General features: G+C 50.4%; 19 protein-coding genes. 18 read left to right on the top strand and 1 reads right to left on the bottom strand.

Going from position 1 to position 25,648, the window contains the following annotated elements:
- Positions 1-391: 391 nt before the first annotated feature.
- Positions 392-1,954, bottom strand: a complete 1,563-nt coding sequence (locus LRP50_RS09590) for a DEAD/DEAH box helicase (RefSeq protein ID WP_274164325.1) — start codon at positions 1,952-1,954, stop codon at positions 392-394.
- Between the two features lie 197 nt (positions 1,955-2,151).
- Here LRP50_RS09590 and LRP50_RS09585 point away from each other — a divergent pair, with 197 nt between their 5' ends.
- The 18 genes from LRP50_RS09585 (at position 2,152) to LRP50_RS09500 (ending at position 25,641) form a co-directional block, all read left to right on the top strand.
- Positions 2,152-2,646 carry a cyclin-dependent kinase inhibitor 3 family protein gene (locus tag LRP50_RS09585; RefSeq protein WP_274164245.1) on the top strand — a complete coding sequence of 165 codons (495 nt, stop codon included), beginning with the start codon at positions 2,152-2,154 and terminating at the stop codon, positions 2,644-2,646.
- Between the two features lie 671 nt (positions 2,647-3,317).
- Positions 3,318-5,297, top strand: coding sequence for a phage tail sheath family protein (locus tag LRP50_RS09580; RefSeq protein WP_274164244.1), 1,980 nt, complete (start codon positions 3,318-3,320; stop codon positions 5,295-5,297).
- A 94-nt stretch (positions 5,298-5,391) separates the two neighbouring features.
- Positions 5,392-5,919, top strand: a complete 528-nt coding sequence (locus LRP50_RS09575) for a phage tail protein (RefSeq protein WP_274164243.1) — start codon at positions 5,392-5,394, stop codon at positions 5,917-5,919.
- 4 nt (positions 5,920-5,923) lie between these two features.
- Positions 5,924-6,763 carry a hypothetical protein gene (locus LRP50_RS09570; RefSeq protein WP_274164242.1) on the top strand — a complete coding sequence of 280 codons (840 nt, stop codon included), beginning with the start codon at positions 5,924-5,926 and terminating at the stop codon, positions 6,761-6,763.
- Positions 6,764-6,794: 31 nt separating this feature from the next.
- Positions 6,795-7,796 (top strand): hypothetical protein, encoded by a 1,002-nt coding sequence (locus LRP50_RS09565; protein WP_274164241.1) that lies wholly within the window; start codon positions 6,795-6,797, stop codon positions 7,794-7,796.
- The gene (locus tag LRP50_RS09560; RefSeq protein ID WP_274164240.1) at positions 7,793-9,103 is read left to right on the top strand and encodes a Pvc16 family protein; all 1,311 of its coding nucleotides are present in this window, start codon (positions 7,793-7,795) and stop codon (positions 9,101-9,103) included. Before LRP50_RS09565 ends, LRP50_RS09560 begins: the two co-directional genes overlap by 4 nt.
- Positions 9,100-11,199, top strand: a complete 2,100-nt coding sequence (locus LRP50_RS09555; RefSeq protein ID WP_274164239.1) for an ATP-binding protein — start codon at positions 9,100-9,102, stop codon at positions 11,197-11,199. The genes LRP50_RS09560 and LRP50_RS09555 overlap by 4 nt, the downstream gene beginning before the upstream one ends.
- Positions 11,192-11,485 (top strand): hypothetical protein, encoded by a 294-nt coding sequence (locus LRP50_RS09550; protein ID WP_274164238.1) that lies wholly within the window; start codon positions 11,192-11,194, stop codon positions 11,483-11,485. The genes LRP50_RS09555 and LRP50_RS09550 overlap by 8 nt, the downstream gene beginning before the upstream one ends.
- A complete protein-coding gene (locus LRP50_RS09545; RefSeq protein ID WP_274164237.1) occupies positions 11,486-12,109 on the top strand; it encodes a CIS tube protein in 624 nt (207 codons plus the stop codon).
- 78 nt (positions 12,110-12,187) lie between these two features.
- Positions 12,188-12,532 (top strand): LysM domain-containing protein, encoded by a 345-nt coding sequence (locus LRP50_RS09540; RefSeq protein ID WP_274164236.1) that lies wholly within the window; start codon positions 12,188-12,190, stop codon positions 12,530-12,532.
- Complete coding sequence (locus LRP50_RS09535; RefSeq protein ID WP_274164235.1) at positions 12,532-13,662, top strand: hypothetical protein; 1,131 nt, start codon at positions 12,532-12,534, stop codon at positions 13,660-13,662. The genes LRP50_RS09540 and LRP50_RS09535 overlap by 1 nt, the downstream gene beginning before the upstream one ends.
- Positions 13,659-14,174 (top strand): phage baseplate assembly protein V, encoded by a 516-nt coding sequence (locus tag LRP50_RS09530; protein ID WP_274164234.1) that lies wholly within the window; start codon positions 13,659-13,661, stop codon positions 14,172-14,174. The genes LRP50_RS09535 and LRP50_RS09530 overlap by 4 nt, the downstream gene beginning before the upstream one ends.
- A gap of 81 nt (positions 14,175-14,255) precedes the next feature.
- Complete coding sequence (locus LRP50_RS09525; protein ID WP_274164233.1) at positions 14,256-14,579, top strand: hypothetical protein; 324 nt, start codon at positions 14,256-14,258, stop codon at positions 14,577-14,579.
- A 15-nt stretch (positions 14,580-14,594) separates the two neighbouring features.
- Entirely contained in the window at positions 14,595-14,960 is a 366-nt protein-coding gene (locus tag LRP50_RS09520; RefSeq protein ID WP_274164232.1) for a GPW/gp25 family protein, read from the top strand.
- The gene (locus LRP50_RS09515; protein ID WP_274164231.1) at positions 14,957-17,476 is read left to right on the top strand and encodes a baseplate J/gp47 family protein; all 2,520 of its coding nucleotides are present in this window, start codon (positions 14,957-14,959) and stop codon (positions 17,474-17,476) included. Before LRP50_RS09520 ends, LRP50_RS09515 begins: the two co-directional genes overlap by 4 nt.
- Before the next feature lies 1 nt (position 17,477).
- The gene (locus tag LRP50_RS09510; protein WP_274164230.1) at positions 17,478-20,192 is read left to right on the top strand and encodes a baseplate J/gp47 family protein; all 2,715 of its coding nucleotides are present in this window, start codon (positions 17,478-17,480) and stop codon (positions 20,190-20,192) included.
- Complete coding sequence (locus tag LRP50_RS09505) at positions 20,189-22,273, top strand: right-handed parallel beta-helix repeat-containing protein (protein ID WP_274164229.1); 2,085 nt, start codon at positions 20,189-20,191, stop codon at positions 22,271-22,273. The genes LRP50_RS09510 and LRP50_RS09505 overlap by 4 nt, the downstream gene beginning before the upstream one ends.
- An 11-nt stretch (positions 22,274-22,284) precedes the next feature.
- Positions 22,285-25,641 (top strand): DUF6519 domain-containing protein, encoded by a 3,357-nt coding sequence (locus tag LRP50_RS09500; protein WP_274164228.1) that lies wholly within the window; start codon positions 22,285-22,287, stop codon positions 25,639-25,641.
- Positions 25,642-25,648 lie beyond the last annotated feature (7 nt).

Raw genomic sequence — 25,648 nt, 5'->3', positions numbered from 1 at the left:
GCTTCTTATACCCAAACAACCTGAAGGCCTCTGAAATCGAGCATCTTCAGGTTGATTGGGTATAACTTGTAACTAAAAGAAAAAGCGGCACGTTTTACTGAAAAATTAAGGGCGAAATGAGAATAAAATGTGGAAATCTGAACGAATGCATCATTTACGTGCAGTTTGTACAGATAATGGCCGTATCTCTCTGTCTGGATTATGTTTTTTCTAAAAACTTTTCAGGTTATATCTCGAAATTCAGTGGTGAAGCGAAAGAAGACTATTGACGATAGAAAGGCGTGAGAGAGAGGCGCGAGAGAGAGGGGAAACTGTAAGTTGTCGGCTTCCATTGACCATCCTCAAAACGAAAAAAGCCAGACACTGTCTGGCTTTTACAAATCACTTTATCTTAGTTGGCGCTAGGGGTCGCTTTCGCTGTGTTGCCCGAAGGGCGACGGCGTTGTTGGCCACCTGGTTTTCTGTTTTGGCTTCCTGCTGGCTTCTGAGCGCCATTGCCTTGTGGCTTATTGCGTGATGGCGCTTGACCTGATGCATTCGCACCACGATTACCCGTATTGCTGTTGCCATTGCGGTTACCGTTACGACTATTAGCGTTGCCGTTGCGAGCAGAACCTTCACGACGTGCTTGGCCTTCACCGTTGCCTTCAGCTTTCTGAGCTTGCTGACCACCACCTTGACGAGATTGACGATTTTCGAAGACCGCTTTGTCACCGTTGCCTCTGTAGCTAGAAGAACGACGACCACCTGTTGGAGCGCTTGGTCTTTTTGGTTTCTTCGCTTTCATGGGACGAGTGTCTAGTGCACGTTCAGGGACAGCGATGCTTGGCTTGAAACCTTTTAGTTCTATGCGTGGCAGTACTTGCTGAATTAAACGTTCGATACCGAATAGATCATCCGCTTCGTCAGCACAAACCAACGAGATCGCTTTACCTGTTTCACCAGCGCGGCCAGTACGGCCAATACGGTGAACATAATCTTCAGCAACGTTTGGCAAATCAAAGTTAACCACTTGTGGAAGCTGTGGAATATCGATACCACGAGCAGCAATATCGGTTGCTACCAGTACACGTACTTCACCTGATTTGAAATCAGCCAGTGCTTTGGTGCGAGCACCTTGGCTCTTGTTACCGTGAATCGGTGCCGCAGTAATGCCTTCTTCATTAAGGAAATGAGACAGCTTATTTGCGCCGTGCTTAGTGCGACTAAATACCAACACCTGACGCCAGTTACCTTCTTTGATCAACGTAGAAAGGATGGCTGGTTTCTTTTTCTTGTCAGCAGGGTAAATGCATTGTTCAACGGTACGTGCGGTTGAGTTTGCAGGCGTGACTGAAATCTCAACAGGATTGTTAACCAAGCCTTTCGCTAGTTGACGAATCTCGTCAGAAAACGTTGCAGAGAACAGCAAGTTCTGGCGATTCTTCGGCAAAATATCGAGGATTCGTTTGATGTCACGGAAGAAACCCATGTCTAGCATGCGGTCAGCTTCGTCCAAAACCAACACTTCAAGCTGTGAAAACTTCACTGCATTCTGGCTGTAAAGATCAAGTAAACGACCCGGTGTAGCGACCAAAACGTCGGTACCTTTGCGCAGTGCCATAAGTTGTGGGTTGATTTTAACGCCACCAAAAACAACGGTAGAACGCAGGCGCGTGTGCTTGCTGTAAGCCTCCGCATTTTCGAGGATCTGAGCGGCTAGTTCACGAGTTGGGGTCAAGATCAAAGCGCGAACGTGGTTTGGACGAGCGCGATCGCCATGGCTCAGTTTTTCTAGGATTGGCAGAACAAAGCCAGCGGTTTTACCTGTACCGGTTTGTGCTGCAGCCATGACATCCTTGCCTTCAAGTACAGCAGGGATAGCCTGCGCCTGAATCGGAGAAGGCGTATCGTAACCCTTCTCTTGTACCGCTTTAAGGATTGGTGCAGAAAGACCTAACGAGGTAAAACCCATATGTATAATTCTCAATAAGATTACGCCCTAAAATGGACGGCTGGTGGCAAGTGCGCCAACTCAGTAGGGAAAGGGGCGCTATTCTGAGGCTTTTGGTGTTTATCATCAACGACTATCGTTATTTAATTTGTAATACTTAAGCGCCATAATTGAGGGTTAGCATAAATCAGTTAGTTGAAAGGAATGAAGGTATAACAATGACACATCCAACATGGGAACTGCCTGTTGAAGCGGGTGCGTTAATTTTAACACCATGCCCAGGCACCAAAGGCACGTCGTTAAAAGAGAGCTTAGATCAACTTAAAGCACAAGGCGTGACCATGATTGTCACCGCGCTGAGCCAAGAAGAAATGGCTGAAAAAGGCGTTGCTGAACTTGGTGAACTCGCCCAAGCTGCCGGAATCACATGGTTCCAAACCCAGATTGAAGACGATGAAGCGCCAAACGCCGCGTTTATTCAGAGCTGGCAACAATGCCAATCACGCCTGCATGATGCGATTGCAAAAGGTGAGAAGGTCGCCCTTCATTGCATGGGGGGATCAGGCCGCACTGGTTTGATGGCTGCGCATTTGCTATTAGAACGTGGCTGGGAATTGGAAGATATTATTCGTGAAGTCCAAGCTTTGCGTCCGGGGGCATTTACAAAGCAACCTCAAATTGACTACATCCACGAGTTTGTCAGTCAATCATAAAACTGGGTGTATTACCGGTTTTTGCTAGCCGCTGATGAGCTGTCGGCGGCTAGATACGACCGACAACGAATAACTGCCCCGCAGACACTTTCTATTTTTGCTATTCGTCTTCTATCTACTCTGTTTCTACCTATTCAGCTTCTACCTATATATGTCTACTTGATGGGCTGTCTTCACTCTGTCTTGGTTTTTTCGTTTTTCTTTTTCATTGTCATTAATGAACAATCAAACATTCACGTCAATCTGCTCTCACTCGTCAGCAAGCAAAAGACCGAAAATTCACTGATATGCATCGGGGGTATTATGGTTGGAATGAGCTGTCTCGCCTGAGCAATTAGGCTGCCTGTCTATTTCGTTGGTCTTTTCGAGTTTTCTCAATATTAATTCGCATAAAAATAAGGGTGTTTAGTAAGAACGATTACATTGTGCTTAACATGCTGAAAAATCGTTAATAAAACGAACGTACTTTTTTAAGCATAACACCCTCTTAATGTGTATCGTCTTGTGGTTGCGACAAGCAACTGGTTGAAAGTTGACCATCCTCATTACTGTGTATTGTGACATCAATACTGTACTCACCCTTCGATGTTGTCGAATTTTCCAGTCGACGGCATCGCAATACATTGACGCCAGTTTTAATGGATCCATCGTCTTGCTTGAGGAGGTCACCCATGCCAGTCGCACTGACATATCCCGGCGTTTATATTCAAGAAATTCCTAGTGGTAGTCGCTCATTGAGTGGCGTTGCTACGTCAATCGCCGCCATTGTGGGGCGCTTTTCTCGCGGTCCACTTAATACGCCAGTGCGAATGTTTCACATTGGTGATTTTGATACTCACTTTGGTGGCGTGCACACTGATAGCGAAGCGAGCTACGCAGTGTCTCAGTTTTACCTTAATGGAGGAGGCCAAGCCGTCGGTATTCGCGTAGGCGGAGGAACGAATGGCAGCATGACAGCAGAAAGCTGGAGCGGTGCAACCACATTGAGGTTTGATGCTGGACGTCAATTTCAGAACAATCCAGTCGAAGATCCCGGTAATTGGAATAACCATATACGCGCTGATGTTGACTATCTCACCTCTGATCCCACGTCTTTGTTTAACCTGACGATTACCGAGATCCGTCATGTTGATGGTTTAGAGTTGCCAGTGCGTAACGAAATTTATCGTAACGTGTCGATGGTAGAGACACACCCTCGTTATGTCGTCGATGTTGTTAACGATGATTCAATGCTTGTTCAGTTGTCGTTGGGCGGTGCGGGTACAGCGATGCCTGCAGCGACGGGTTTTTACTCTGATGTGCAAGACACGACGCAGTATGCTGGGGTCGCGGATGATAATTCGTTGCTCGTGGATCTAGGGACGGGGGCTCACGATGTATTTATTGATGCGAGCATCAAACCCACCACAATTGCAGAAGCGGCGCTCATGCTGCAAAACGCAATCCGAGATACTCGTGCGGCAGATCCACTTTGGGCGCAATGCCAAGTGGTTGTTCGTGGCTCACGTATGGCGATTTTCAGTGGAAGAAACAGTGCCGAATATCGTGCAGGACAAGTCATCACCATCGCTGAATCGCTTGTGCCCCAGGGAGACTTTGGCGAATTCATGAGACTGATTAATAGCGCGACGGTGCAGGTACAGCCAAATGTTCAGCAATATGCCATGAATACGGTTGCTCCAGCGGGACATCAAACGCTCGCCACCGCAGGGGCTGATGAGGATATAACGCTCCTAACCGACGCTGAGCGTGCGGCACCATTGAGAGGAAACCGCTCACTTCGAACTGGGCTTTATGCACTGGAGGATGTTGATTTGTTCAACATCTTACTGATCCCAGAAGCAGCAGATCTTGGATCTGCGGATACCTTTAGTGTCATGAGTCCGGCGCTGACATATTGCGAAGAACAACGCGCATTTTTATTAATTGATCCGCCCGCTAACGTGAATAGCGTTGAAGAGGCACATGATTGGCTTGATGAGGTAGCAGGAGCCGGTCTTCGTCACCGTAATACTGCTGCTTACTATCCTCGGGTTCAGGTTCCTGACCCGAACAATGAAAATCGTCTACGAACCATCGCGCCCAGTGGCACCATCGCGGGACTCTATGCGCGCAAAGATACCGAATCAGGTATCTGGACTGCGGCGGCTGGCATCACGGCAAATCTTCGTAATGTCATGGGCTTCAATCAATCCTTAACCAATAACGAAATAGGCCTGCTAAATCCTGTGGGCTTGAATTGCCTTCGCAATGGTGGCATTAGCGGCAATATCGCTTGGGGCGCTCGAACTCTTCGCGGTGCGAATGAGTTGGCGTCGGAATGGACTTACATACCTGTTCGTCGTACCGCATTGTTTATTGAAGAGTCTTTGTTTAGAGGTTTGCAATGGGCAGTGTTCCAACCTAACGATGAGCCGCTTTGGTCAGAAATTCGCATTGCAGTTGGTGACTTCATGCAAGGGTTATTTCGCCAAGGTGCCTTTCAAGGCAGTTCGCCTGAGCAGGCTTATCGCGTGAAGTGCGACGCCGAGACAACCACACAAGCTGATATTGATGCGGGGGTGGTGAATTTACTGGTGGGCTTTGCGGGGCTAAAACCTGCGGAATTTGTCGTTGTTAGCTTGCAGTTGATGAATAACAGCAACGGTTAGATGTCCTCTCTGTCAGCTTTTGCTGGCAGAGGCTCTCTGCATTCGTTTTTGTTTTTGCTTTTGCTTATTTTTGATAGTTAGCGAGGGGGACGAGATGTCTCAGCTTAACGTGAATGGTCAACGTATTGTGCCTTATCCCGGCTACAAATTTATTGTCAAAGAAGCGGGTGGTGACGTACTAGCAGCAGTACAAAAGGTGTCGGGACTCAGCCGCACCGTAGAAGTGATGGAATACCGAGAGGGGGCAGACCCTTCACACACCCGTAAATCGCCGGGGCAAGCTAAATTTGAAGCCATTACGCTCGAACGTGGGGTGACTGAAAATCTTCAATTTGAGCAGTGGGCCAACAAAGTGTGGCGTATTGGCACGGGTTTAGGCGGTGAAGTCTCGCTGGCAGATTTTCGCAAGACATTGATTCTTGAAGTTCTCAATGAAGCTGGGCAAAAAGTATTGAGCTACACCCTCTATAACTGTTGGGTCTCGGAATACAAAGCGATACCTGCGCTCGATGCGTCTAGCTCCGCATTCATGATCCAGTCAATCAAACTAGAGAACGAGGGGTGGGAACGCAACGACATCACGGTGCCAAAAGAACCTAGTTTTGTGCATCCAGAACAGTGAGTGAATGCCAATGCGTGTTGCGATATCGGCATTGACCAACAATGAACGTGTTGAGCTTTGGGAAAGAGCCGCTGACATGTTGCCACCTCAACGTGCGGTTGCCTTGGTGTCTGCATACCTTTCAAGTCAATACGAAGGAGACGTTGTTGATTGGACGTTAGCTGGGCGAGATCATTTCCTGCTACTGGCTTACCGCGCTGAGTTTGGTGAGTCTATTGCAGTGGTTTGTGCTTGCTCTGAATGTACAGCCAAAACCCAATTGTCTTTTACTGTTTCACAGGTGTTAGCGAGTGGCTCGGAGCGCTTGAAGAGCAACACAGAAGCTACCGAGATCAACACAGAAGCGTACTTACCTTATTACGAAACACTAGACACGGAACTGGGCATGGCGGCGTTTAGTGGTCGTTTCCGGTTGCCGATTGTCCGTGATCTGTTTGTGCTCGCATCGTCAAACTCTCCGCTGTCAAAACCTCATACGCAGTCTGAATTTGCGCAATGCGTACTTGACCCCGCGAGCTATCGGGACGTGTTGAGTTGCATTGATAAAAGTGAAGATGCGGCTTCTGCATGGCGAGCCTTCTATCTGGCGCTTGAAGCGAGAATGCTTGAAATCGAACCGTTGACCATCGTTTCTTTGAATTCTGCATGCACGGAATGTGGGGCTGAAACAGCGCACCAATTCGATATTGCCAATCAGTTTTGGTCTTTGCTGACATCAGATGTTGAGCGTCAGCTGTGGGATGTTCACCTTCTTGCTTCAGCTTACGGCTGGTCAAGCCACGACATTCTCGCCATGAGTCCCGCACGCCGTCGCCAGCACATCGCCATGGTGATCGACTCATGAATATTTGCCAGAGTGTCATAAGGGAGCATTTATGAATCGTTTGTTAGGGGATTACATTCGCCGGAACATTGATGGAATGCAGACGCTAAAACCTGTTGCGTCGTCATATTATGCAGGGGCGACCCGAGTGACGCAGGAGCCAGGCTATTCCAGTGGGATAAATAGAGTTAATCAGTTTGACGCTGATACATTGACTATCGATGCATGGCATAACGTTCCTTCGAATGCCCCTTCATTCGAAAACAGTAGCCATTCAAGTGACGGTGTCACTTATGATGAGGGTGATCGTACTGGGTCTGAGTCGTCAGGAAAAGAATCAAAAGATGCGTTCTCAAACAAAATGGGCAGCACTGAAAGAAATGTGAGTGATTCAGGGGCTGATTTACTGTCCAGCGATCACGCCCAATCTGTATCTCCGATTGATGGTCGAATGGGGGAGTCATCGGCAAACACACATTCCCAGCAACTCAACGAACAAAAGCGCTCGGCGGAGATAGTTAACGAAGCCAATCGAGAACGTGATAATCCACGAAGTGCGAGTTGGCAAAACGCTGATCCAAATATCGAACGGGTGCACAATGAGCATGTTGCAGCGAGTCAGCATCAAGCTCATTCTGACTCACAGTTGCACGAAGTGACTGAGGATGCCGCAAATAAAGCCGCCAAAATCGGGCCCAAAGTGGGGAGCCGGAGGCAAGACTTCACCCAGCAAGTGGCGGCGTCCATATTGGGTCAATCTCAAAATCAATCTCAAACTCACACTCAAACGTCAACACACACCTCATCGTTTGCCAGTTCTCTATTGAGAAGCAAGGATAATGAGCCATCGAGTGCGCCTAGCTCGTTTCGTCGTCAAAAGGCGCGGTCAGAAGGTTCAGTGTCAGTGAATGTGACAATAGATTCAGTCACGATTGTGTCCAAGCAAGCCCCCATTCAGAATCCACCTCAGGCAGAGCGCATGGTGAAGTCGACATGGAAACCAGATCTTTCCTTGGCTGACTATCTACGCCAACGTCAGGAGGGAGAGCGATGAGTTCCGCACTGGCACTGGCTGGCGTCACGCAACTGTTGCGCGACCTGCTCAACGATGGATTTGTCGACCATGATGTCGCGGCAATCGTTAATACAAATGTGCCTGTTCACGCGTTACCTCCTGATCAAATGCTGGCACAAGAGGACAATACCGCCCCTGCACTGAACGTGTTCCTTTATCACACAGAAATCAATGGATCGTGGGCCAATCAATGCGTGCCGACTCGTAACACCGATGGAGACAGAATCAACAATACGCCGCTGCCATTGGATTTGTACTACTTGGTGTGTGCCCATGGTACGGCGGATTTACATAGTGACGTTCTATTAGGTTATGCCATGCAAATCCTGCATGAGCATCCTGGTTTTACGCGCACCGAAATTCAAACGGCGTTGACACCTTCTCCTGCTATTGCAGCGGGCTTACCGCCATTGCTGCAAGCTCTGTCCGATACAGGGCTGGCAGATCAAGCGGAAGCGCTGCGAATTGCCCCTCACACCATGCCAATTTCGGAGAAAACGGGGCTGTGGAGTGCATTGCAAACTCAGTATCGCCCGTCGATGGCCTACCGCGTTTCCACGGTATTAATGGAAGCAGAATATGGCACATTGAACGCGTTGCCAGTGTTAACCATTGGCACTGACAACAGTGGACCAGATGTTTTCCCTCAGCTCATTCCTTCATTGCCTCAGTTGTTGCGAGTGATCCCTCCTGCGCGACAGGCGAGCGCAAGGTTGGGGGATACCTTAGATGTAGAAGGGCGTTTTTTAGAAGGGGGAAATCCGCGGTTCTCCTTCTCGCATATTTCACAGGATCTTGAACAAACGGTCAGTGTTGATGCGGGCGGTTCCGCACTTGGTCATGCGGTGACCTTGCCAAATGCCCCTGCCAATTGGGCTGCGGGCCATTATGCATTGCGGTATTCTGCGGAAATTGATGGCGACACACGACAATCTAACCAAGTCATGGTGCAAGTGTCGCCTGTGATGACATTGCCGCCTGCTAGCGTGGTACGAAATGGGCAAACAGTCACTGTGACGTTGAACGTGACACCCAATGTGCATGCAGGGCAGCAAGCCAGCCTTTGGCTTGGTAGCGATGGAGCGCAAGCAGAGTCAGTGACCGTGACAACCAACACGCTTGTATTTGTTTTCGGTCCTTTACCTGCTGGTGTTTATCCTGCGCGATTACGCATTGATGGTGCAGACAGTTGGTTTATCGAAAAAGACCGACCGCCGATTGCACCTGACTTTACGCCGCGCGCGCCAATTTACGATCCAACACAAATAGTGGTGGTGCCCGTATGACAGAAATCGTAGGTGTGAACAATTCAGCACAGCTTTCGTCAGACCCAGCGTTGGATGATGATCATGATGCGATGATATCAAAGCAGCGCGAGTCGACGGCAATACATCAAGCCACGGTAGGGATGAAGGGAAGTCAGCAATCCCTTGATGCGTTTGCGCATTGGCAAGCAACCAATCAAGCGCATATTTCACGATTGATTGATTGGGTTCTTCAGTCGTTGGATGCAGTGCGGAACGATCAAACGGGTCAAGCTCTATTGGCTGACATTAATCGCGGATTTGTCAGCGATCCGCCAACTGCATTTAACGTGATGTGCAATCAGTTTGAATTGACCGAAGGCGATCAAGCGGTATTGGCTTTATTGATGGCGGTGTCATTAGATGAACGCGTTGCTAGAAAGTGTGCCGATGTGATGGGTAGCGAAACATTTACGCACCCCACAGCTTCATTGGCGATGTCTGTCTCTCACTCCTGTGGTTGGGGATGTTTTTCGCCTCATAGTCCACTTCGATATTGGTTGTTGCTGGATTGGCATCCTCTTGGTGGAGGGGATGCGACGCTGACGCTTGATGAGCGGATTTTGAGCTTCTTGCGGGGCGTCAATTACCTTGATGAGCGCTTGAGCGTCATGTTTGAACCGTCGCCGAGTTTAATCAAGCGTGACGAACCATCGCTTTCAGCGTCTCAGGTGGCTCGGTTGAAAGCGACGTTGAACTATGTGCATCAAGCAAGAGAGCGACAAATCGTCATCGAGCTTCACGGTGAAGATAAGACGAGCAAAACGCTGATGGCAACAGCGTTGGCCAATGAAGTGTGTGCGAACTTACATGTGTTGCATGGGACGAGTTTACCCTCATACCCCAATGATTTAGATGCATTGGCAAGGTTGTGGCAGCGTGAAGCGGGACTGATGCCGATCATGCTGCTCATTGAAAATGGGGATGATCCGGCAAACTTCAGAGTGCTACAGCAATTCACCGGACGCATTGGGGGGTTGGTACTGGTGGATGCAGGGGCGATGCCCATCGGGCTTACTGCCAACAGTTTTCCGTTGCTGGTGGAGCGTCCTACTGTTCATGAACAGGCGAGCTATTGGCATAGCATCTTGAATGGCGTTGATGACGGCCTCCCTGCGCGGTTGTCTGAACAGTTTTCATTGAGTTTGCCTGACATCGTACAAACCACGCTTGTCGCGCAATCAAGTGATAGCGATTGGCTGGAATATGCAGACCCTAGATTCGAAAAAGCGCTGTGGCGAGCTTGTCAGCGTCGCGCATCCAGTGAATTAAGTAAATTAACGCAACACATCGAGTGCAAAGCAAGTTGGGATACTTTGGTGTTGCCGCCGGCACAAACCAACATGCTAGAACAGTTGACGGCGCAAGTTAAGTTGAGAAGCCGCGTGTATCAACAGTGGGGGTTCCGTGATCGTATGAGCCGTGGAATGGGGATCAGTGCCCTGTTTTGTGGTGATAGCGGAACAGGGAAAACCATGGCCGCTGAGGCTATCGCTAATGAGTTAGGGCTGGATCTTCATCGCATCGACCTTTCGGCAATTATCAGCAAATACATTGGTGAAACCGAAAAGCACATGCGTCAGCTTTTCCTTGCGGCTGAACGCTGCGGAGCCATCCTGTTTTTTGACGAAGCGGATGCACTGTTCGGTAAGCGGGGCGATGTCAAAAGCAGCAATGACCGGTTCTCCAACATCGGAATCGATGATCTATTACAACGCATCGAAGCCTATCGTGGTTTGGCGATACTCTCCACCAATCTCAAAACATCCATTGATAAAGCGTTTTTCCGTCGTTTTCGTTTTGTCGTCGATTTTCCGTTTCCAGGCCCGCTTGAGCGAGAACGCATTTGGCGCAGCGCATTTCCGTCTAAAACACCGCTGGCGGCAAATATCGATCCGGTACGACTAGCCAAGCTCAATCTTACGGGCGGCAGTATTCACAATGTCGCTTTAAATGGCACATTTCTCGCCGCACAGCACGATGAAGAGGTCTCCATGCGCTGGCTGATGGAGGCCGCAGCGGCGGAATTGCAAAAGCTCGATCGTCCGATTAAGGCGGGAGATTTAGATTATGGCTAAAGACACCACGACAGAAGTTGCTCTTCATATTCGCCAGATAGAAATCGACAGCGACGCGAGATATGTGGATGTGTATCGCGCCATGTCAGCGGCGGTCTCTCAGAACTGGCCTGTTTTGCATTCAGTGAGTGAAAGGCAGCAAGGTATCGCGAAAGAAAAGGCCATTGTGGATGCGACTAACGCATTGATGAAGCAACTTGGTGGCAATGGACAGTATCGTCGCCAAAACCAAAACCAAAACCAAAACCAAAACCAAACGCACAGGTACATGGAGAGGAGGCGCTAAATGTTATCGAGCCAACCGAATTACCTCAAAGCGGGCATTGTGTTGCTAGACCAACAAAGTGGTGAGCCGATTAGCGCTATTCCTTTGCTTATCAACCCGTCGACGCTCAACACCCAATTTGAAGTGAAATCACAACAGGGTTCTCAAACGCGTACCGAAACGATGAGGCTAAACGGCCCACCGACAGAATCCATCAGTTTTGAAGCAACTCTTGATGCGACCGACGCGTTAGAGCGGGGGGATGAAGATGCCGTCAAGTATGGGATTGGTCACTACATCGCAGCGTTACGCAGCCTGATTTCGCCCACGAAACGCCAGTTATTGGATAACGATGCTCGCGCTAGACAAGGCAAATTGACCATTATTCCAATGACGCAGCCATTACCGGTTTTCAGTTGGGGAATGAATCGCCGTGTCCCTGTAAAAATGAAGAGTTTGTCTCTAGCCGAAGAGTTGTTTGGCGCGCATTTGAATCCATTGCACGCCAAAGCGAGCATTACGTTGCAGGTATTAACCGTTGATGATCTTGGCTTTGACCACCCTGCATCGTCGCTGTTTTTGCATTATTTATCTGGACTCGAGCGGCAGGCAGACAAAGTGATTAAGCCTGCAACGGGTTTTTAATACCTCATTTTCTTTGTACGGGTAAAACGCGAAAGCGAATACGTGAAGCGAGTACATAAAAGCGATAAGGAATGTTCGATGACTGATCTCACGCAATATCTTCTCAGCAATACAGAAGAAACAGCAGATTTCACATCAAATAGCCGCTATGCGGGGGCGCCTTTGCAGGTGATGGCAGATGCTAACGGCACGGAGCGCGTGTTCGTGAGTCGCCGATTCCTTCCTCAGCCAGCCAATATCGACAATGTACAAAGTCTGACGGTGAGAGATGGTGACCGATTGGATCTCCTTGCGGCGGCGTATTTTGCTGACCCCGCATTATGGTGGTACATCGCAGACGCCAACCTCGTTCAGTATCCCAGCGCGTTGCTGGAAGGCAACGAGCGAAAAATCGCCTTACATGGCGAGGAAGGAGACCGCTGATGTCAGATGTGGTGATGAGTCTCTATATTGGCCCTGTTGCGCCTGTGCCCGTATCGAAAGTCGTGATCAATGCGTTTATCTCTTGTGAGGTCAGCGCCAAGACACGGGATAAATCTGGCTTTCAGTTAGTCTTTGAAATCGACAATAGCTCGCCACTGCACACGGTATTTCTGCTGTCTGCGAACAATCCCATACCTATGGTTCGCACCGTGATTGCAGTAGAAATGTTTGGTCGGAAATCTGTGCTCATGGATGGGGTAGTCACGGATCATCGTGTCAGTCCCGGCAGCGCCCCCGGAGTGTCTCGCCTAACTCTAACGGGTGAAGACTTGAGTCGTGTGCTTGATTACATCGATTTTAGTTTTATGCGTTATCCCGCCATGCCTGATTTTGCGCGTATTAACTTGGTACTGGCAAAGTACGCATTTCTCGGTTTGATTCCCAAAGTGATCCCATCGGTGCTGATTGATGTGCCAGTGCCTACTGTTCGTATCCCTTCTCATCAAGGAACCGATCTTAAATACATCATGTCGCTCGCGGAGCGCGTCGGTTATGTTTTTTATATCGAGCCGACGGATAAAGTGGGGGTGTCGACGGCGTATTGGGGGCCTGAGGTAAAAGTGGGTGTTCCACAGCGACCACTCAATGATGATTTGGATGCGAATAGAAATGTACTTACGTTATCCGGCAGTGTGGATACACAGAGTGCGATTGTTCCAATGGTTACAATTCAAAACCCTCAGACAAAATTGCCTATCACTATTCCAATCCCCGACGTTAACCCGCTCAATCCGCCGTTGGGCGTGTTACGGCCCATTCCGCTTAAGCCCGGCGTGCCCATTACGGGTGCGGCCAAATACTCCCCTGTGCAAGGTGTACTGATAGGGTTGGCGAAAGCCGCTAAGTCAGCGGCGAGAGCGGTGAAAATGAATGGAACGCTTGATGTCTTGGCCTATGGCGCATTGTTGGAAGCGAGAAAAACGGTGACGGTCAGAGGTGCGGGAGCTGCGTTCAATGGATTGCACTATGTAGAAGCGGTGACCACCACCATGAGTGAAGGCGAGCTAAAGCAAGAGTTTCAGTTAAGCCGTGATGGGTTGCTTTCAACATTTAGCAGGGTGCCAGTATGAGTGACAAGTTCTACGGCAAGTATCGAGGGACGGTAGTTAACAATGTTGACCTCACGCAACAGGGACGCATTTTGGCGACGGTGACCGATGTGGGAGGGATCCCTCCCGGAACGTGGTGTATGCCATGTTTGCCGGTGTTGGGGCTTAACTCTGGTGTATTTGCAGTACCGCCAGTTGGCGCAGGTGTGTGGATTGAGTTTGAACAGGGCGAAGTGGATCACCCCATTTGGACAGGGTGCTATGCAGGATCAGCGGCAGATATACCGCTGATGGCGAAGACTGCACCCGCGCCAATTTCAGCTATTACGCTACAAACTATGGCAAAGCACGGCATTGTGATTAGCGATGCGGGCGGACCAATGGCGCTAGGTGGGATCACGCTGCAAACCGCGACCGGCGTGACGTTGTCCGTGACTGATGCGGGTATTTTCATCAACAACGGAAAAGGTGCACAAATTTCCTTAGTTGGCCCAACAGTGGACATTAATACAGGCGCACTCACTATTACCTAGCCGCGATTACCTAGCCGTGATCATTGAGTCGTTTTGATGAGGCAGTTGGTGATAACCATTCACACACAGTAGGAGGCACACATGCCCGGACCCTTACTCCATGTCGGTGCGACCGTCATGTGTTCACACGGTGGTCAGGCAACGCCAAGTTTGCCGAACCCTCGCGTGTTGGTGTCTGGTTCTGCAACTGTGCTGCAGACCTCGCCGTACTTAGTGGCTGGGTGTGCCATGCCGCCACCAACCGCTGGAAATGGGCCTTGCATTAGCGGCCAATTTCTCTCCGGGAGTATGCGGGTTTTGTCGATGGGACAACCTTTTGTGTTGTTTGCCAGTCAGTCTGTTTGTGCCCCGACAGGAACACCGTTGGTTCCCGCTGTGGCTCAACTTCGTGTTATCGCAACGTAAGCGAGTGGAGGAAAGATGAACTATCCAGATTTTCCTTATCGCATTGATACTCAAGGGCGAAGCGCCACTACGCATCGTATTGACGTGATCCGTGATCGTATCGAACAAGTGCTGTTCACTGAACCCGGAGAGCGGGTAATGATGCCGACGTTTGGTTGTGGTTTGAATCGACTCCTATTTTTAGGGATCAGCGATGCGGTGATAGAAGACACGAGAACATTGATCGCAACCTCACTACAAAACTGGATGCAAGATGACATTGAATTGAACGATGTCACTGTGCAGTTCGATCAAGGCGCGTTGTTCATTGATGTCTCATATTCCCTGCTGCCATCCGGTGATCTCCAGCAAGCGAGCTTTGTGCGTGAGGGGGCAGCATGATCTATTTCTGCTGTGATCAGCGCCGACGAGAAGCAGTACGCAATAGCGCACTTAATGGCATTGATTTTGTTGAGGTGGTTGACTTAGAGGCTGCCAATCCTGCCGACCGTCAACGCTTTTTGCACCTCTATCTTGTTAACGACCCCGGAGGAATGGTTTACACAGAGGACAACCTTCGATTTGAAGGAGGGGCGCCAGTGGACGTGGTTGCTGTCACCATGGGGCTCGACGGACAACAAAACGTGATGGTGATTGAACTGGTGCAAGCGGGGGATTTCGGCCCGTATCGGCTTAACCTCGTCACCAGCCATCTGAATCCCGCTCCGCCTCCAGAGATAGACCCAACGCTGGCGTCCGTGACCTTCTCATTTAAAGTGGAATGCCCATCTCCGTTTGATTGTTTAACCGATTGCGAATGCGAAACACCACAACGCCCAGAAACTGATATTGATTACACCGCGAGAGACTTTCACTCCTTTCGCCGCATGATGTTGGATCGCATGTCAGTGTCAGCGCCTGAATTTGCCACAGGGCATCCCGCCGACCTTTCAACCGTGTTGGTTGATATTCTGGCTTACACGGCTGACCAACTCGCTTATCAACAAGACGCAGCCCAAACTGAGGCATACCTTAATCGCGCTCGTTCACGTATATCCCTCAAACGCCTGACGCGATTGCTCGACTACGCTGTTGACGAAGGTTGCAATGCTCGCTGTTTTTGCCACTTTACCGTCTCATCCGATATTTTACCCATGGCGCCACAAACGGTTGTGATTCCCCAAGGAAGCGCAGTGTGTACTCGGTTAAACGAGATGCCCGTAACCTTCATGCGAAATAATGCTTTGCTGGCACAAAGTGGCGCCGTTTACGAAACCTGCCACCCGATAACGTCATTGCATGTCGCTCACAATGAAATGCGGTTCTATACGTGGAGCAATGGGCGATGTCATCTCCCGAAAGGGGCGACAAGCGCCACCTTGGCGGGGCATTTTCCTGATTTACATGCATTCACCTATTTAGCATTTGAAGAAATTATGGGGGCGACGACGGGGAACCAAGCAGACCGTGTGCTTGATCATCGTCAGATCGTGTTGCTGGTGAACGTACAGGTATTAAACCGTGACAATGAGCCGCTGACCGACCCCATTACAGGTGAGGAAATTACGCTCATAGAGTGGCACGAGAGAGATGCATTGCGTTTTCCAGTGTGCATTTCCTCTGAAACCGCCATTGAAGAAGGCCGACGCTTCATCGAGCCTATCAGCGTGGCGCGAGGCAATATGGTATTGGTCGACCACGGACAGACCCTCGATGATGACGAGTTAGGTCAGGTGCCAGCCTCCCATTTACGTTGGGCCCCCGGTAAAGGCTTGGTGGAATCTCTGCGCAAAAGTGCCGCCTGTGCGGATAAGCAATGTGAGCAAGAACAAGCCGAGACGATTCCAGCAGTGTTTCGCCCCACATTAACGCGCGCGCCGCTAACCTTTGCACCTCGCTATTTGGCAGGTGAGCCTGCAGTTGATGCTCTGCAAATCCCTTTGCCCAGTGAAACGTTCCCCGCGATAACGATTGAGGGTGATGATGGGGTGGAGGTCTTACCTTATTTACCCGTTCCAGACTTATTGGCGAGTGACGGTACGTCGAGGGTGTTTGCTGTTGAAATCGAACGTGATGATCGTGCCTACTTGCGCTTTGGTGACAATGAGTTTGGTCGTCGTCCTTTATCTGGAACGACATTCACGGCGCGTTATCGAGTGGGAGTCGGTACTGCCGGACACATCGGCGTTGATAAACTGCACCACCTTGCGCTCAACATGCCGGAAGTGACCGGAGTACGAAACATCACCGCAGGTAAAGGGGGACGCAATCGAGAAACCCATGCGGCGATTCGTAAGCGTGCCCCATTCTTGTTCAAAACTCAGGAGCGGGCAGTAACGCGAGAAGATTATCAAACGTTGGGCAGACGGGTGGAGTGGGTGCAAGACGTGAGCTGTGCTTATGTCCATACAGGAAGTTGGATAACCACGTTTGCTCTGCCTGATCCCAAAGGACGTGTCGGAGTGGGAGATGGCCAGCGTGTGGCACTGCGAGAACACTACGAAAAATTCCGTTTAGCCGCGCATGATGTGGATGTATCGACGCCTGTATATGTGCCACTCGAAATTACTCTGCACGTGTGTGTTGCGCCGAATGCGTCGAAGTCACACGTTCGGCAACGTTTACTTTCTTTGTTTTCACCGAAAAGACAAGCCAATGGGGCATTGGGGATCCTACATCCCGATCAATTCCGCGCTGGGCAAATCTTGCATCTTTCCCCGCTGTTAGCGGCTGCACAAAATGTCGATGGTGTGATCGCGGCCAAAGCCACGCGTTTTCGTCGCTTTGGCGATCCGCGTACCAGTGGGTTGGAAGAACGGAAACTGCTGTTTGGGCGTACAGAAATTGCCCGCGTTGATAATGACGCCAGCCATCCTGGAAATGGTGTGTTCTTATTCGATTTAGAAGGAGGGCGCTAATATGACCGACTTCAATGATCAATCTCACTGCGGTGCATGCAAGGGCACGAGTGTATTAACTCCCCAAGCGCCAAATAATGCCACGGGTTTGGCTCGTGTCAGCTTTCGGGCTGGGTTGCACGAAGACTTCTACCAAAGCATGGCAGCAAGGTTATCGTCGTCAGAATACGGCTCGCTAGGGATACTGACAACACGTTCGCACGACGATTTCACCATGGCGTTATTGGATGCGTGGGCGGCGAGTTGTGATGTGCTGACGTTTTACAACGAAATGTGGCTGAATGAAGCCTATGTGAGAACGGCGCAAATCCCTCAGTCACTGCATGAGATGGCGACCTTGATTGATTATGTGCCGCACCCTGGGGCAGCGGCGAGTGCCGATTTATCATTTAGTATCGCCGCTGGACCTGGGATCCCTGAGCAAGTGACGGTTGCTGCGGGAACCAAAGTACAAAGTACACCAGGACAAGATGAAACCCCGGTCATTTTTGAAACCTTAGACGATCTCGACGCACGGGCAGAATGGAATGCGATTCGTCCTAAGTTAACAGCGCCACATCCACTCACCGCATCAACCACTCAATTGCCGTTTGAAGGTATCAATACTCGATTAAAAGCGGGGGATGGCATTGCCTTTACAGCGGATGATGGGACCTCCGCGTTTGCGGTGGTGAATGCAGTCACTCCTGTACTTGCGGATGTATCAAAAGATCCCGAATCGAAAGATCTGACGTGGGTCACCGTGTCACCAATTGGCAACCCTCCTTTGTCTGAGCCTTCATCCCCAAGCGGTTTTTCTGCGGCGGACAGTTTCACGTCCTTGGTGGAGGAAAAACTCGGTGAGACGTTAAGTGAAAGTCAAATGTTCACCTTGTTGACTGACGCCAAAACGGATGAAAAAACCTTCATTGCACCGCTGAAAACCGCTACTAGCGAGATTAAGCGGGCACAAGTGTTTCGTGCTTCTGCCGCCATTTTTGGTCATGCTGCACCACCACTGTCAAGCCTTCATCATTCACTTACAGGTATGGTGCCTGTGTATAGCGTTGATGATAGCGACGTGGTGGTAGAGAGCCTAGAACAAGGCCCCTATTTCGGAAAAACCGATGCAACATGGGCAGACCAAGGCACGCTGGCATTAATGAATGGTGGTGGCAACCAGCTCTTTCTAGAGCGTCCGGTCGCTGAGATTGGGGTTGATAGTGATGTGATCGTACGAGATGGCGACAATTGGGCGCAGTACAGCGTTTCAGAGACGGCGGATGTGTCGGTTTCCTTCTTTGCAGTGACGGGAAAGAGTAGCCGTTTGTCATTAGATCGCAGCGACCACTTTAATCAGTTTACGATTCGCCAAACCACGGTGTTCGGCGCAAGTGAATGGCTCTCATTAGCCGATCCGCCAATCACCCAGCCCTTGAATGCTGACCATGTAACCGTCGTTTTAAACGACTGGTTTGTCGGGCTAGAAGAAGGGCGGAAAGTGATACTGAATGGCTTGGCTGAAGGCAGCGGTGACACGCCAGTGATTGCAACGAGAACCGTCCAATCTATCAGCCATGATATTTCGCCATCAGGAGGAACATCACTCACGCTTACAGAACCGCTGGGGGCAGACTATTTTCCACAAAGTTTGAGGATTGCCGCCAATGTGGCAGGGGCGACGCAGGGTGAATCCGCGGTGGAAGTGCTCGGAGACGGAGGCGCAAAGCCACATGTCACATTATCCACTCGTCAAGCTCCTCAAACCTTTGTGCCTGCGGCAACCCCGTCTGGCGTGAAACCGACGCTTGAGGTCAGGGTAAACAAAATCCTTTGGCATCAAGTACCGAATTTCCTCAACTCTCAGCCTGCTGATCGTGTTTACACATTGCGTGTGGATGAACAAGGTTACAGTCATGTCACCTTTGGTGATGGCGTACAAGGCGCGATGCCGGGGAAAGGGCAGCAAAATATTCGAGCCAGTTACCGCAAAACCCATGGCTTAATGGGAAGAGTCAAACCCGGACAGCTCAACATGCTGATGTCACAGCCGCTCGGTGTGCAGGGTGTGGACAATTTACTGGGTGCCAGTGGTGGCGCAGATCCCGAAGGGCGTGATGCGATTCGACTGAGTGCGCCCTTATCGTGCCGCACCCTTGGGCGAGTGGTCTCCATCACAGATTATGCAGATTTTGCTCAAGGCTACGGCGGTATCGCGAAAGCAAGTGCGCAGTGGCTGCATGTCTCCGGTGGCCCACAAGTGGTTGTGACGGTTGCTGCCGAAGCGGGAGCTCAAGTTGATGAAGACAGTGATTTGTATACCTACTTAACGGATGCACTCATTGCCGCGGGTGACCCATTTGCACGATTCATTCTTCGCAGTTTTCGTCACACCTTTTTCAAGCTAGGAGTGCGGCTTGAAATTCACTCTGATTATTTAAGCGATGACGTGCTTGCCAAGGTTGAGCAAACGCTGAGAGCGGCATTGTCATTTGAAGCGAGACGCTTTGGTCAGCCTGTTTTTGCCAGTGAGATCCTCGCCCTGATTCATGATGTGGCAGGGGTTGAAGCGGCAGTGATTGATAGGCTTTACGTGGGCAATACACCCAAACGGCATGACGGTATTGCTGCCGCCATGGCGGAGGTGGGAAGCAGTGGGGCAATTGCTGATGTATTGGGAGCGTCAATGTTGAGTTTGCACCCCGGCCCGTTGGATTATCTGGAGGTTAGCGAATGAATAGCTTGTCACCGGAAGCCTTGTATCAGCTACTTCCAGAGGTTTATCGCAAGCGCGATGAAACACAGGGATTTCCATTAAAGGCATTGATGGCGATCCTCGCCGAACAAGCGGCGATAGTGAAAAATGATACAGACAGACTGTATGACAACCAGTTTATTGAAACCTGTGATGAGTGGGCTGCGCCTTATATTGGTGAGCTGGTGGGTTATCGATATGGGCCGCCAATTCCCAATGTCAGTCAACGTGCTGCTGCGGCAAACCATATTCGTTTAACAAGACGCCGTGGTGTGGCACTCGCGTTAGAACAATTGGCAACCGACACCACGCGTTGGCCTGCAAGAGTTGTCGAGTTCTTTCAACGCTTAGCGCGTCCTGAGCACTTAGCATCACTTCGCCCAGAGAATCACTACACCTTGAATGTGCGTGACACCGTAAAATGTGAGGCCATTGGTACTGCATTTGATCGCGCCAGTTACAGCGTGGCGACGGGGCGAATTAGCCAAAGTGAAGGCCAACATCATTTTCGTCACGTCGGCTTGTTTTTGTGGCGATTGGGCCATTATCGCCAATCGTTAACGCCCGCCTATCGCCATGCCGAGCGGAGATATCTGTTCCATCCGATGGGGATCAACAGCCCGCTGTTTAATGCGCCTCAAAGTGAACCGGACATCAATCACCTCGCGCAAGAAGTGAATCTGCCTATTCCTTTACAACGGCGCAGTAACCTTGGGCATCGGCTCGAAGATTACTACCCTCATGCCTTTACTGTGGTGCTTGATGGCATCGTGCAAACAGTTGATCAAGTGCAGATCTGCAACCTCAGCGATGACGGTGCAGATTGGGCGCATTCCCCTGTAGACAGAGTGTCGATCGACCCTGAATTGGGGCGAATGTCCTTGCCCGCCAGCATGGACGAGCCCGAGGATGTAGAGGTTACGTTTCATTACGGTGCTTGTGCCGACATTGGTGGTGGCGCGTATTCGCGTAGTGAAGGGTTTATCCAGTCTTCTGGCAATATTGAACACATACACGCGGGGGATGACATTCAAGCCGCGCTTGATTTGACCGTCTCAGGTGGTGTGGTAGAGATTGCGGTCTCGCATGGGTTTACCATTGCACCTGCTATCTCAGTGAATACCGACCAAACCTTATCGTTACGTGCTGCTGACGGGCATCGTACGTTTATCGATCTCGATGGCGATGATTTCACCGTGGTGGGCGGCGGTGAAGCTGAAGTGGTGATTGATGGTTTGGTTGTGCATGGCGGCAGGTTGGTTGTGCCAGATACTGGCGACAATCAATTGCGACGCTTGGTGCTTAGAAACGTCACTCTCGTGCCCGGTCAATCATTGCTAATAGACCGAACTCCTGTATCGCCAAACGCCCCCTCGTTGGTGGTGGAAATTCCAAATGTCACGGTGGAAATTGAGAACAGTATCGTCGGCGCGGTGCGTACTGTTGAGGGAGCCGCGGTGTCGATAACCAACAGCATGGTCGATGCGACATCCCGCGATGGTATAGCGTTTTCTGCTGAAGATGAAATGAGTCATGGTGGGGTGCTCACCTTGTGTGAAACGACCGTGATAGGCAAGGTTGCGGCGCGGTCATTCCCTTTGATTTCTAATTCATTGATAGATGCAGCGTTGCTACAAGCCGACTCGTGGGACTCCCCCGTGTGGGCATTGCAGCGTCAAACGGGCTGCGCGCGATTTTCCTATATTCCTCCACAATCTCGTGTTCCTCGTCAACACCGTTGCCAGCCTCAGTTTGCTTCTTCGCAAGCCGTCGATGCCGCGGAAACGCACAACCCATTTATTACCGACACCGAGAAAGAACACATTGTTCGCGGTGTTGTTGCTCGTCTTGTACCCGCGTTTACGGCTCGACGCTACGGCGATCCTGCTTACGCACAATTATTGCTTTCATCTCCCCAAGAAGTTCTCCGCGGCGCAGACAGTGGCAGCGAAATGGGGGTGTATCACCATCTTTATCAGCCGCAGCGACACGACGCGTTGCTGTTTCGTCTCAGTGAATTCTTACCCATCGGCCTCGATGCGGGTTTGATATACGTGACTTGAAGGAGAACGTCATGGCTGTCGATATTTCAGGAAAAACGTTTGACCCTCGCCATAACTATACGGAAATGGTCACCATGCAGGGCAGAGTGGTCTCTGACACGCCACTCAACGAAGGCGCAGCGATCGTCGATCGCCGTTTTCGAGCAGAGACTATTGATTTAGCGGGTTTTTGTGGCTATCCCGCCCATTTGCCCGACAGCTTCCGTATTGATGTATCCGCGGGTGAGCTGATCATTCACCCCGGTCGCTATTACATTGATGGCTTGCTGGCCGAATCATTCGGCGGTGGCGAACACCGTTTCTCGTTACCCCTTGAAGAACTACATAGCCTCGAACCTACCTCTTATCTCGATCAGCCATATCGCCCGATGTTAGGCAGTCTGGAGGATGATGCCGATGCGGGCATTGAGCCTGCCGATGGGCGCTATTTGGCTTATCTCGATGTATGGAAGCGCTCAGTCACCTTTTTAGAAGCCCCAGACTTGATTGACCCCGCCATTGGCATTGATACCAGTGCCAGAATTCAAACCGTGTGGCAGGTTCGTCTATTTGGTCCTGTGGGGGAGGATGTCACCTGTAATACTGATGATCAGGATATTGAGGGCTGGCAGTCGTTCATTGAACCGTCAACGGCACGTTTAACAACTCGTGCCAACCCAACGTCTGCGGTGAGCAATCCCTGTAAATTGCCACCAGAAGGTGGATACCGTGGGCTGGAAAATCGAACATATATGGTATCGATACACGATATCAATAACGATGGTGTCCCTTTGGCGAAATGGTCGAGGGTGAACGGTGCATTTGCAGGGCGAATATTGGCGCAAACCGCCAATAACATCCTGACATTGGAACAGGTGGCAAAGGATGACTATCTAAGATTTAACGCGGGGGATTGGGCTGAAATTACCGATGACGTTCGCGTTTTAGAAGGCGTGGCAGGCACCATGGTGCGAGTGTTAACGGTGGATGATGCCACCAATACCGTGGTGCTGGAACACCCTATAGCGGCAGGCACTCTAACGCTTATTCCCGCATCGACGGTTGCCGACGCTTCTATTCACCCTGTGTTGCGTCGCTGGGATCAATTCGGCGTTGTGTTGGACACGGATGGCACAGAAATCATCAACCTTGATGCCCCAGGCAGTGATGGCGTAATTCCCTTTCCGGAAAACACGTTTATTGCACTGGAAGACGGGGTAGAAGTCGCCTTGTCTCGTCAAGATGGTTCGGGTAATTATCATGTTGGTGATAATTGGAGTTTCATTACTCGCTATGCCGACAGTTCAGTTGAAACGCTGACTCAGGCGCCGCCGCAATCAGTGCATCATCATCGCTGTCGTTTGGCTGTGGTCGATGCGTTGAACGGCGAATTTGTCGGGCCAATCTTTCAAGATTGTCGAGATCCCATAGGCATGGCGGGGTGTTGTACCGTTGTGGTGCGTCCCGGCGAAGACATTCAAAACGCTCTTGATAGCTTGTCACCCCAATTCGGTGGTTGTGTCTGTTTGAAAACGGGCATGCACATTATTCGTCGTCCACTTCGCATCCGATTTCCTAACGTGACGTTACACGGCGAATCTCATGGCGCTCAAATTCGCAATTTGGGCGCGGAAGCTGCGCTTATTGTGCGCTCCGATCAAGGTGAAACCTTATCTGGTATTCATGTCTGCACCCTCGCGATTCAAACAGAACTTCGCACCGAAAAGCCAGAAGGTGTTATCGCATTTCGTAACGTTCAAGACAGCCTTCTCGAAGATTGCCGAGTCACGTCGCTGCAACAGAATTTGCAGTTTACGGATAACCCCGCCATTGGTTTGTTTGATTGCGAAAGAGTGCGCGTGAGCCGCTGTTCGTTGTCAGGCACGCAGATTGGCGTTTGGATGGACGATGGTGGGCAAGATTTGGAGATTGAGAACAACCAAATTAATGCCAACGTCGAACAAGAGAGCGGGATCGCAGGTGTCGTCGTCGCTCGACTAACGGGGCGCGTCAGGGTATCTGGCAATGATATTCAAGGATACCTGCGTGGGATTATCGTGAACGACCAACCGCTGGGTAGACCTTATTCAACGGCCTCTTTTAGCGAAATCACCCGCAACCGAATTGCACTGCGTCGTCTGCAAAGTCATCAAGATGCAGCTGCAATAGAAGTGGCGTGCCCATTTGCTGTGGTGTCAGAAAATCAGATCATGCTTGCCGCCGAAGACAGCAGAGGCATTGTCGTGCATGGGTTAGGGACATTGGTGGAACGAAACCGTATTCAAACCCAAGAGCAGATTGAAACGCAGATAGCCATTGTGATTGGTAGTGAAGAGGATGTATTCACGGGTGGTATCACCGTGGCCCAAAACTGGGTTCAAGGGTGCTCTGGCGCGATTGTGGCACAACAGGTTAATGGTCTGCGGATTAAAAACAACGATGTAGCCGGGGATACGGGCATTGAATTGTCAATATCTGTCACGGAGTGCAGTTTGGTCAACGTGGACGACAACACCTTGGCTCGCTGTACATTGGCGGTGTTTGCAAGCCAATGTGAAGACATTCAAATTCAAAATAATCACATTGTCGACGGCAGCGCCGCAATGATGTGTGAGCGCTGCGTTCGACTGGACATCATCAACAACCAAATCAGCAAGTGTACACATGGCGGTATTTTCGTTGGTTTGTGTCTCGCTCGCGCTGCGGTGATTGGAAATCGTCTCAATTATGTTGGCGTGGCGGGAGACGGGATCTTTGCGACGTCCATAGCTTGTTTGTTCCAACTGGGTGAATGCCATGTGGAATCTAATGAGGTGCTCAACACGGGCGTTGATGACGACGACCAAGTGAACTCAGCCAGAACCGTCGGAATTGCTGCGCTGTATGTGTTGGAAGCGCGTATAGAGAGCAATCTGGTGTCATATTCAGATTTGCTGACACGAGAGAGGGTATTGGAAGACAGGGCTTTATTGTTGCAAGGGCTCATTGAAATTGCCTTTCCCTTGGGTGATACGGCGTTACGCATCGGTTATGCCGCACAGATCAGCAATAACAAGTTTCTTGGTCGCGGCGCCGATACTGTTGTGGAAATTCTCTCTACCTCAGTCATTGATAACCTCAGCATTCGGTTCGAGCGAGTGTTCTTTAATAACAATTATGTCGAGCACGTAGGCTTTGTGCCTGATGAGGTGGGGCAAGATGCCACTGTGATTTTACGTGGCTATCGCGCGGTGGTAATGGGGAACCAAGTGAAAGCCAACACGCGATTTTTACCGTCATTCGATTTTAACAATATGCAGGGACCTTTTGTTGGCAACATCACCAGCGGCTCAGTGATTAATCACACTGAATTTCCTGCGCCACAAAGTGCGTTTAATCAGCAGGCTTGATAGAGGA

Origin of the sequence: Enterovibrio gelatinilyticus (assembly GCF_028683095.1) — a bacterium.
In the GTDB taxonomy this organism is placed as follows: Bacteria; Pseudomonadota; Gammaproteobacteria; order Enterobacterales; family Vibrionaceae; genus Enterovibrio; species Enterovibrio gelatinilyticus.
Note: the sequence above shows the minus strand (reverse complement) of the source record. Positions and strands in the feature narration are given on the sequence as shown.

Bases quoted from the DNA above. Each gene is read 5' to 3' on its own strand.
- LRP50_RS09555 (WP_274164239.1), top strand. From the start codon at position 9,100: ATGACAGAAATCGTAGGTGTGAACAATTCAGCACAGCTTTCGTCAGAC.
- LRP50_RS09545 (WP_274164237.1), top strand. From the start codon at position 11,486: ATGTTATCGAGCCAACCGAATTACCTCAAAGCGGGCATTGTGTTGCTA.
- LRP50_RS09580 (WP_274164244.1), top strand. From the start codon at position 3,318: ATGCCAGTCGCACTGACATATCCCGGCGTTTATATTCAAGAAATTCCT.
- LRP50_RS09525 (WP_274164233.1), top strand. From the start codon at position 14,256: ATGCCCGGACCCTTACTCCATGTCGGTGCGACCGTCATGTGTTCACAC.
- LRP50_RS09535 (WP_274164235.1), top strand. From the start codon at position 12,532: ATGTCAGATGTGGTGATGAGTCTCTATATTGGCCCTGTTGCGCCTGTG.
- LRP50_RS09540 (WP_274164236.1), top strand. From the start codon at position 12,188: ATGACTGATCTCACGCAATATCTTCTCAGCAATACAGAAGAAACAGCA.
- LRP50_RS09515 (WP_274164231.1), top strand. From the start codon at position 14,957: ATGATCTATTTCTGCTGTGATCAGCGCCGACGAGAAGCAGTACGCAAT.
- LRP50_RS09560 (WP_274164240.1), top strand. From the start codon at position 7,793: ATGAGTTCCGCACTGGCACTGGCTGGCGTCACGCAACTGTTGCGCGAC.
- LRP50_RS09520 (WP_274164232.1), top strand. From the start codon at position 14,595: ATGAACTATCCAGATTTTCCTTATCGCATTGATACTCAAGGGCGAAGC.
- LRP50_RS09585 (WP_274164245.1), top strand. From the start codon at position 2,152: ATGACACATCCAACATGGGAACTGCCTGTTGAAGCGGGTGCGTTAATT.
- LRP50_RS09505 (WP_274164229.1), top strand. From the start codon at position 20,189: ATGAATAGCTTGTCACCGGAAGCCTTGTATCAGCTACTTCCAGAGGTT.
- LRP50_RS09565 (WP_274164241.1), top strand. From the start codon at position 6,795: ATGAATCGTTTGTTAGGGGATTACATTCGCCGGAACATTGATGGAATG.
- LRP50_RS09575 (WP_274164243.1), top strand. From the start codon at position 5,392: ATGTCTCAGCTTAACGTGAATGGTCAACGTATTGTGCCTTATCCCGGC.
- LRP50_RS09510 (WP_274164230.1), top strand. From the start codon at position 17,478: ATGACCGACTTCAATGATCAATCTCACTGCGGTGCATGCAAGGGCACG.
- LRP50_RS09530 (WP_274164234.1), top strand. From the start codon at position 13,659: ATGAGTGACAAGTTCTACGGCAAGTATCGAGGGACGGTAGTTAACAAT.
- LRP50_RS09550 (WP_274164238.1), top strand. From the start codon at position 11,192: ATGGCTAAAGACACCACGACAGAAGTTGCTCTTCATATTCGCCAGATA.
- LRP50_RS09570 (WP_274164242.1), top strand. From the start codon at position 5,924: ATGCCAATGCGTGTTGCGATATCGGCATTGACCAACAATGAACGTGTT.
- LRP50_RS09590 (WP_274164325.1), bottom strand. From the start codon at position 1,954: ATGGGTTTTACCTCGTTAGGTCTTTCTGCACCAATCCTTAAAGCGGTA.
- LRP50_RS09500 (WP_274164228.1), top strand. From the start codon at position 22,285: ATGGCTGTCGATATTTCAGGAAAAACGTTTGACCCTCGCCATAACTAT.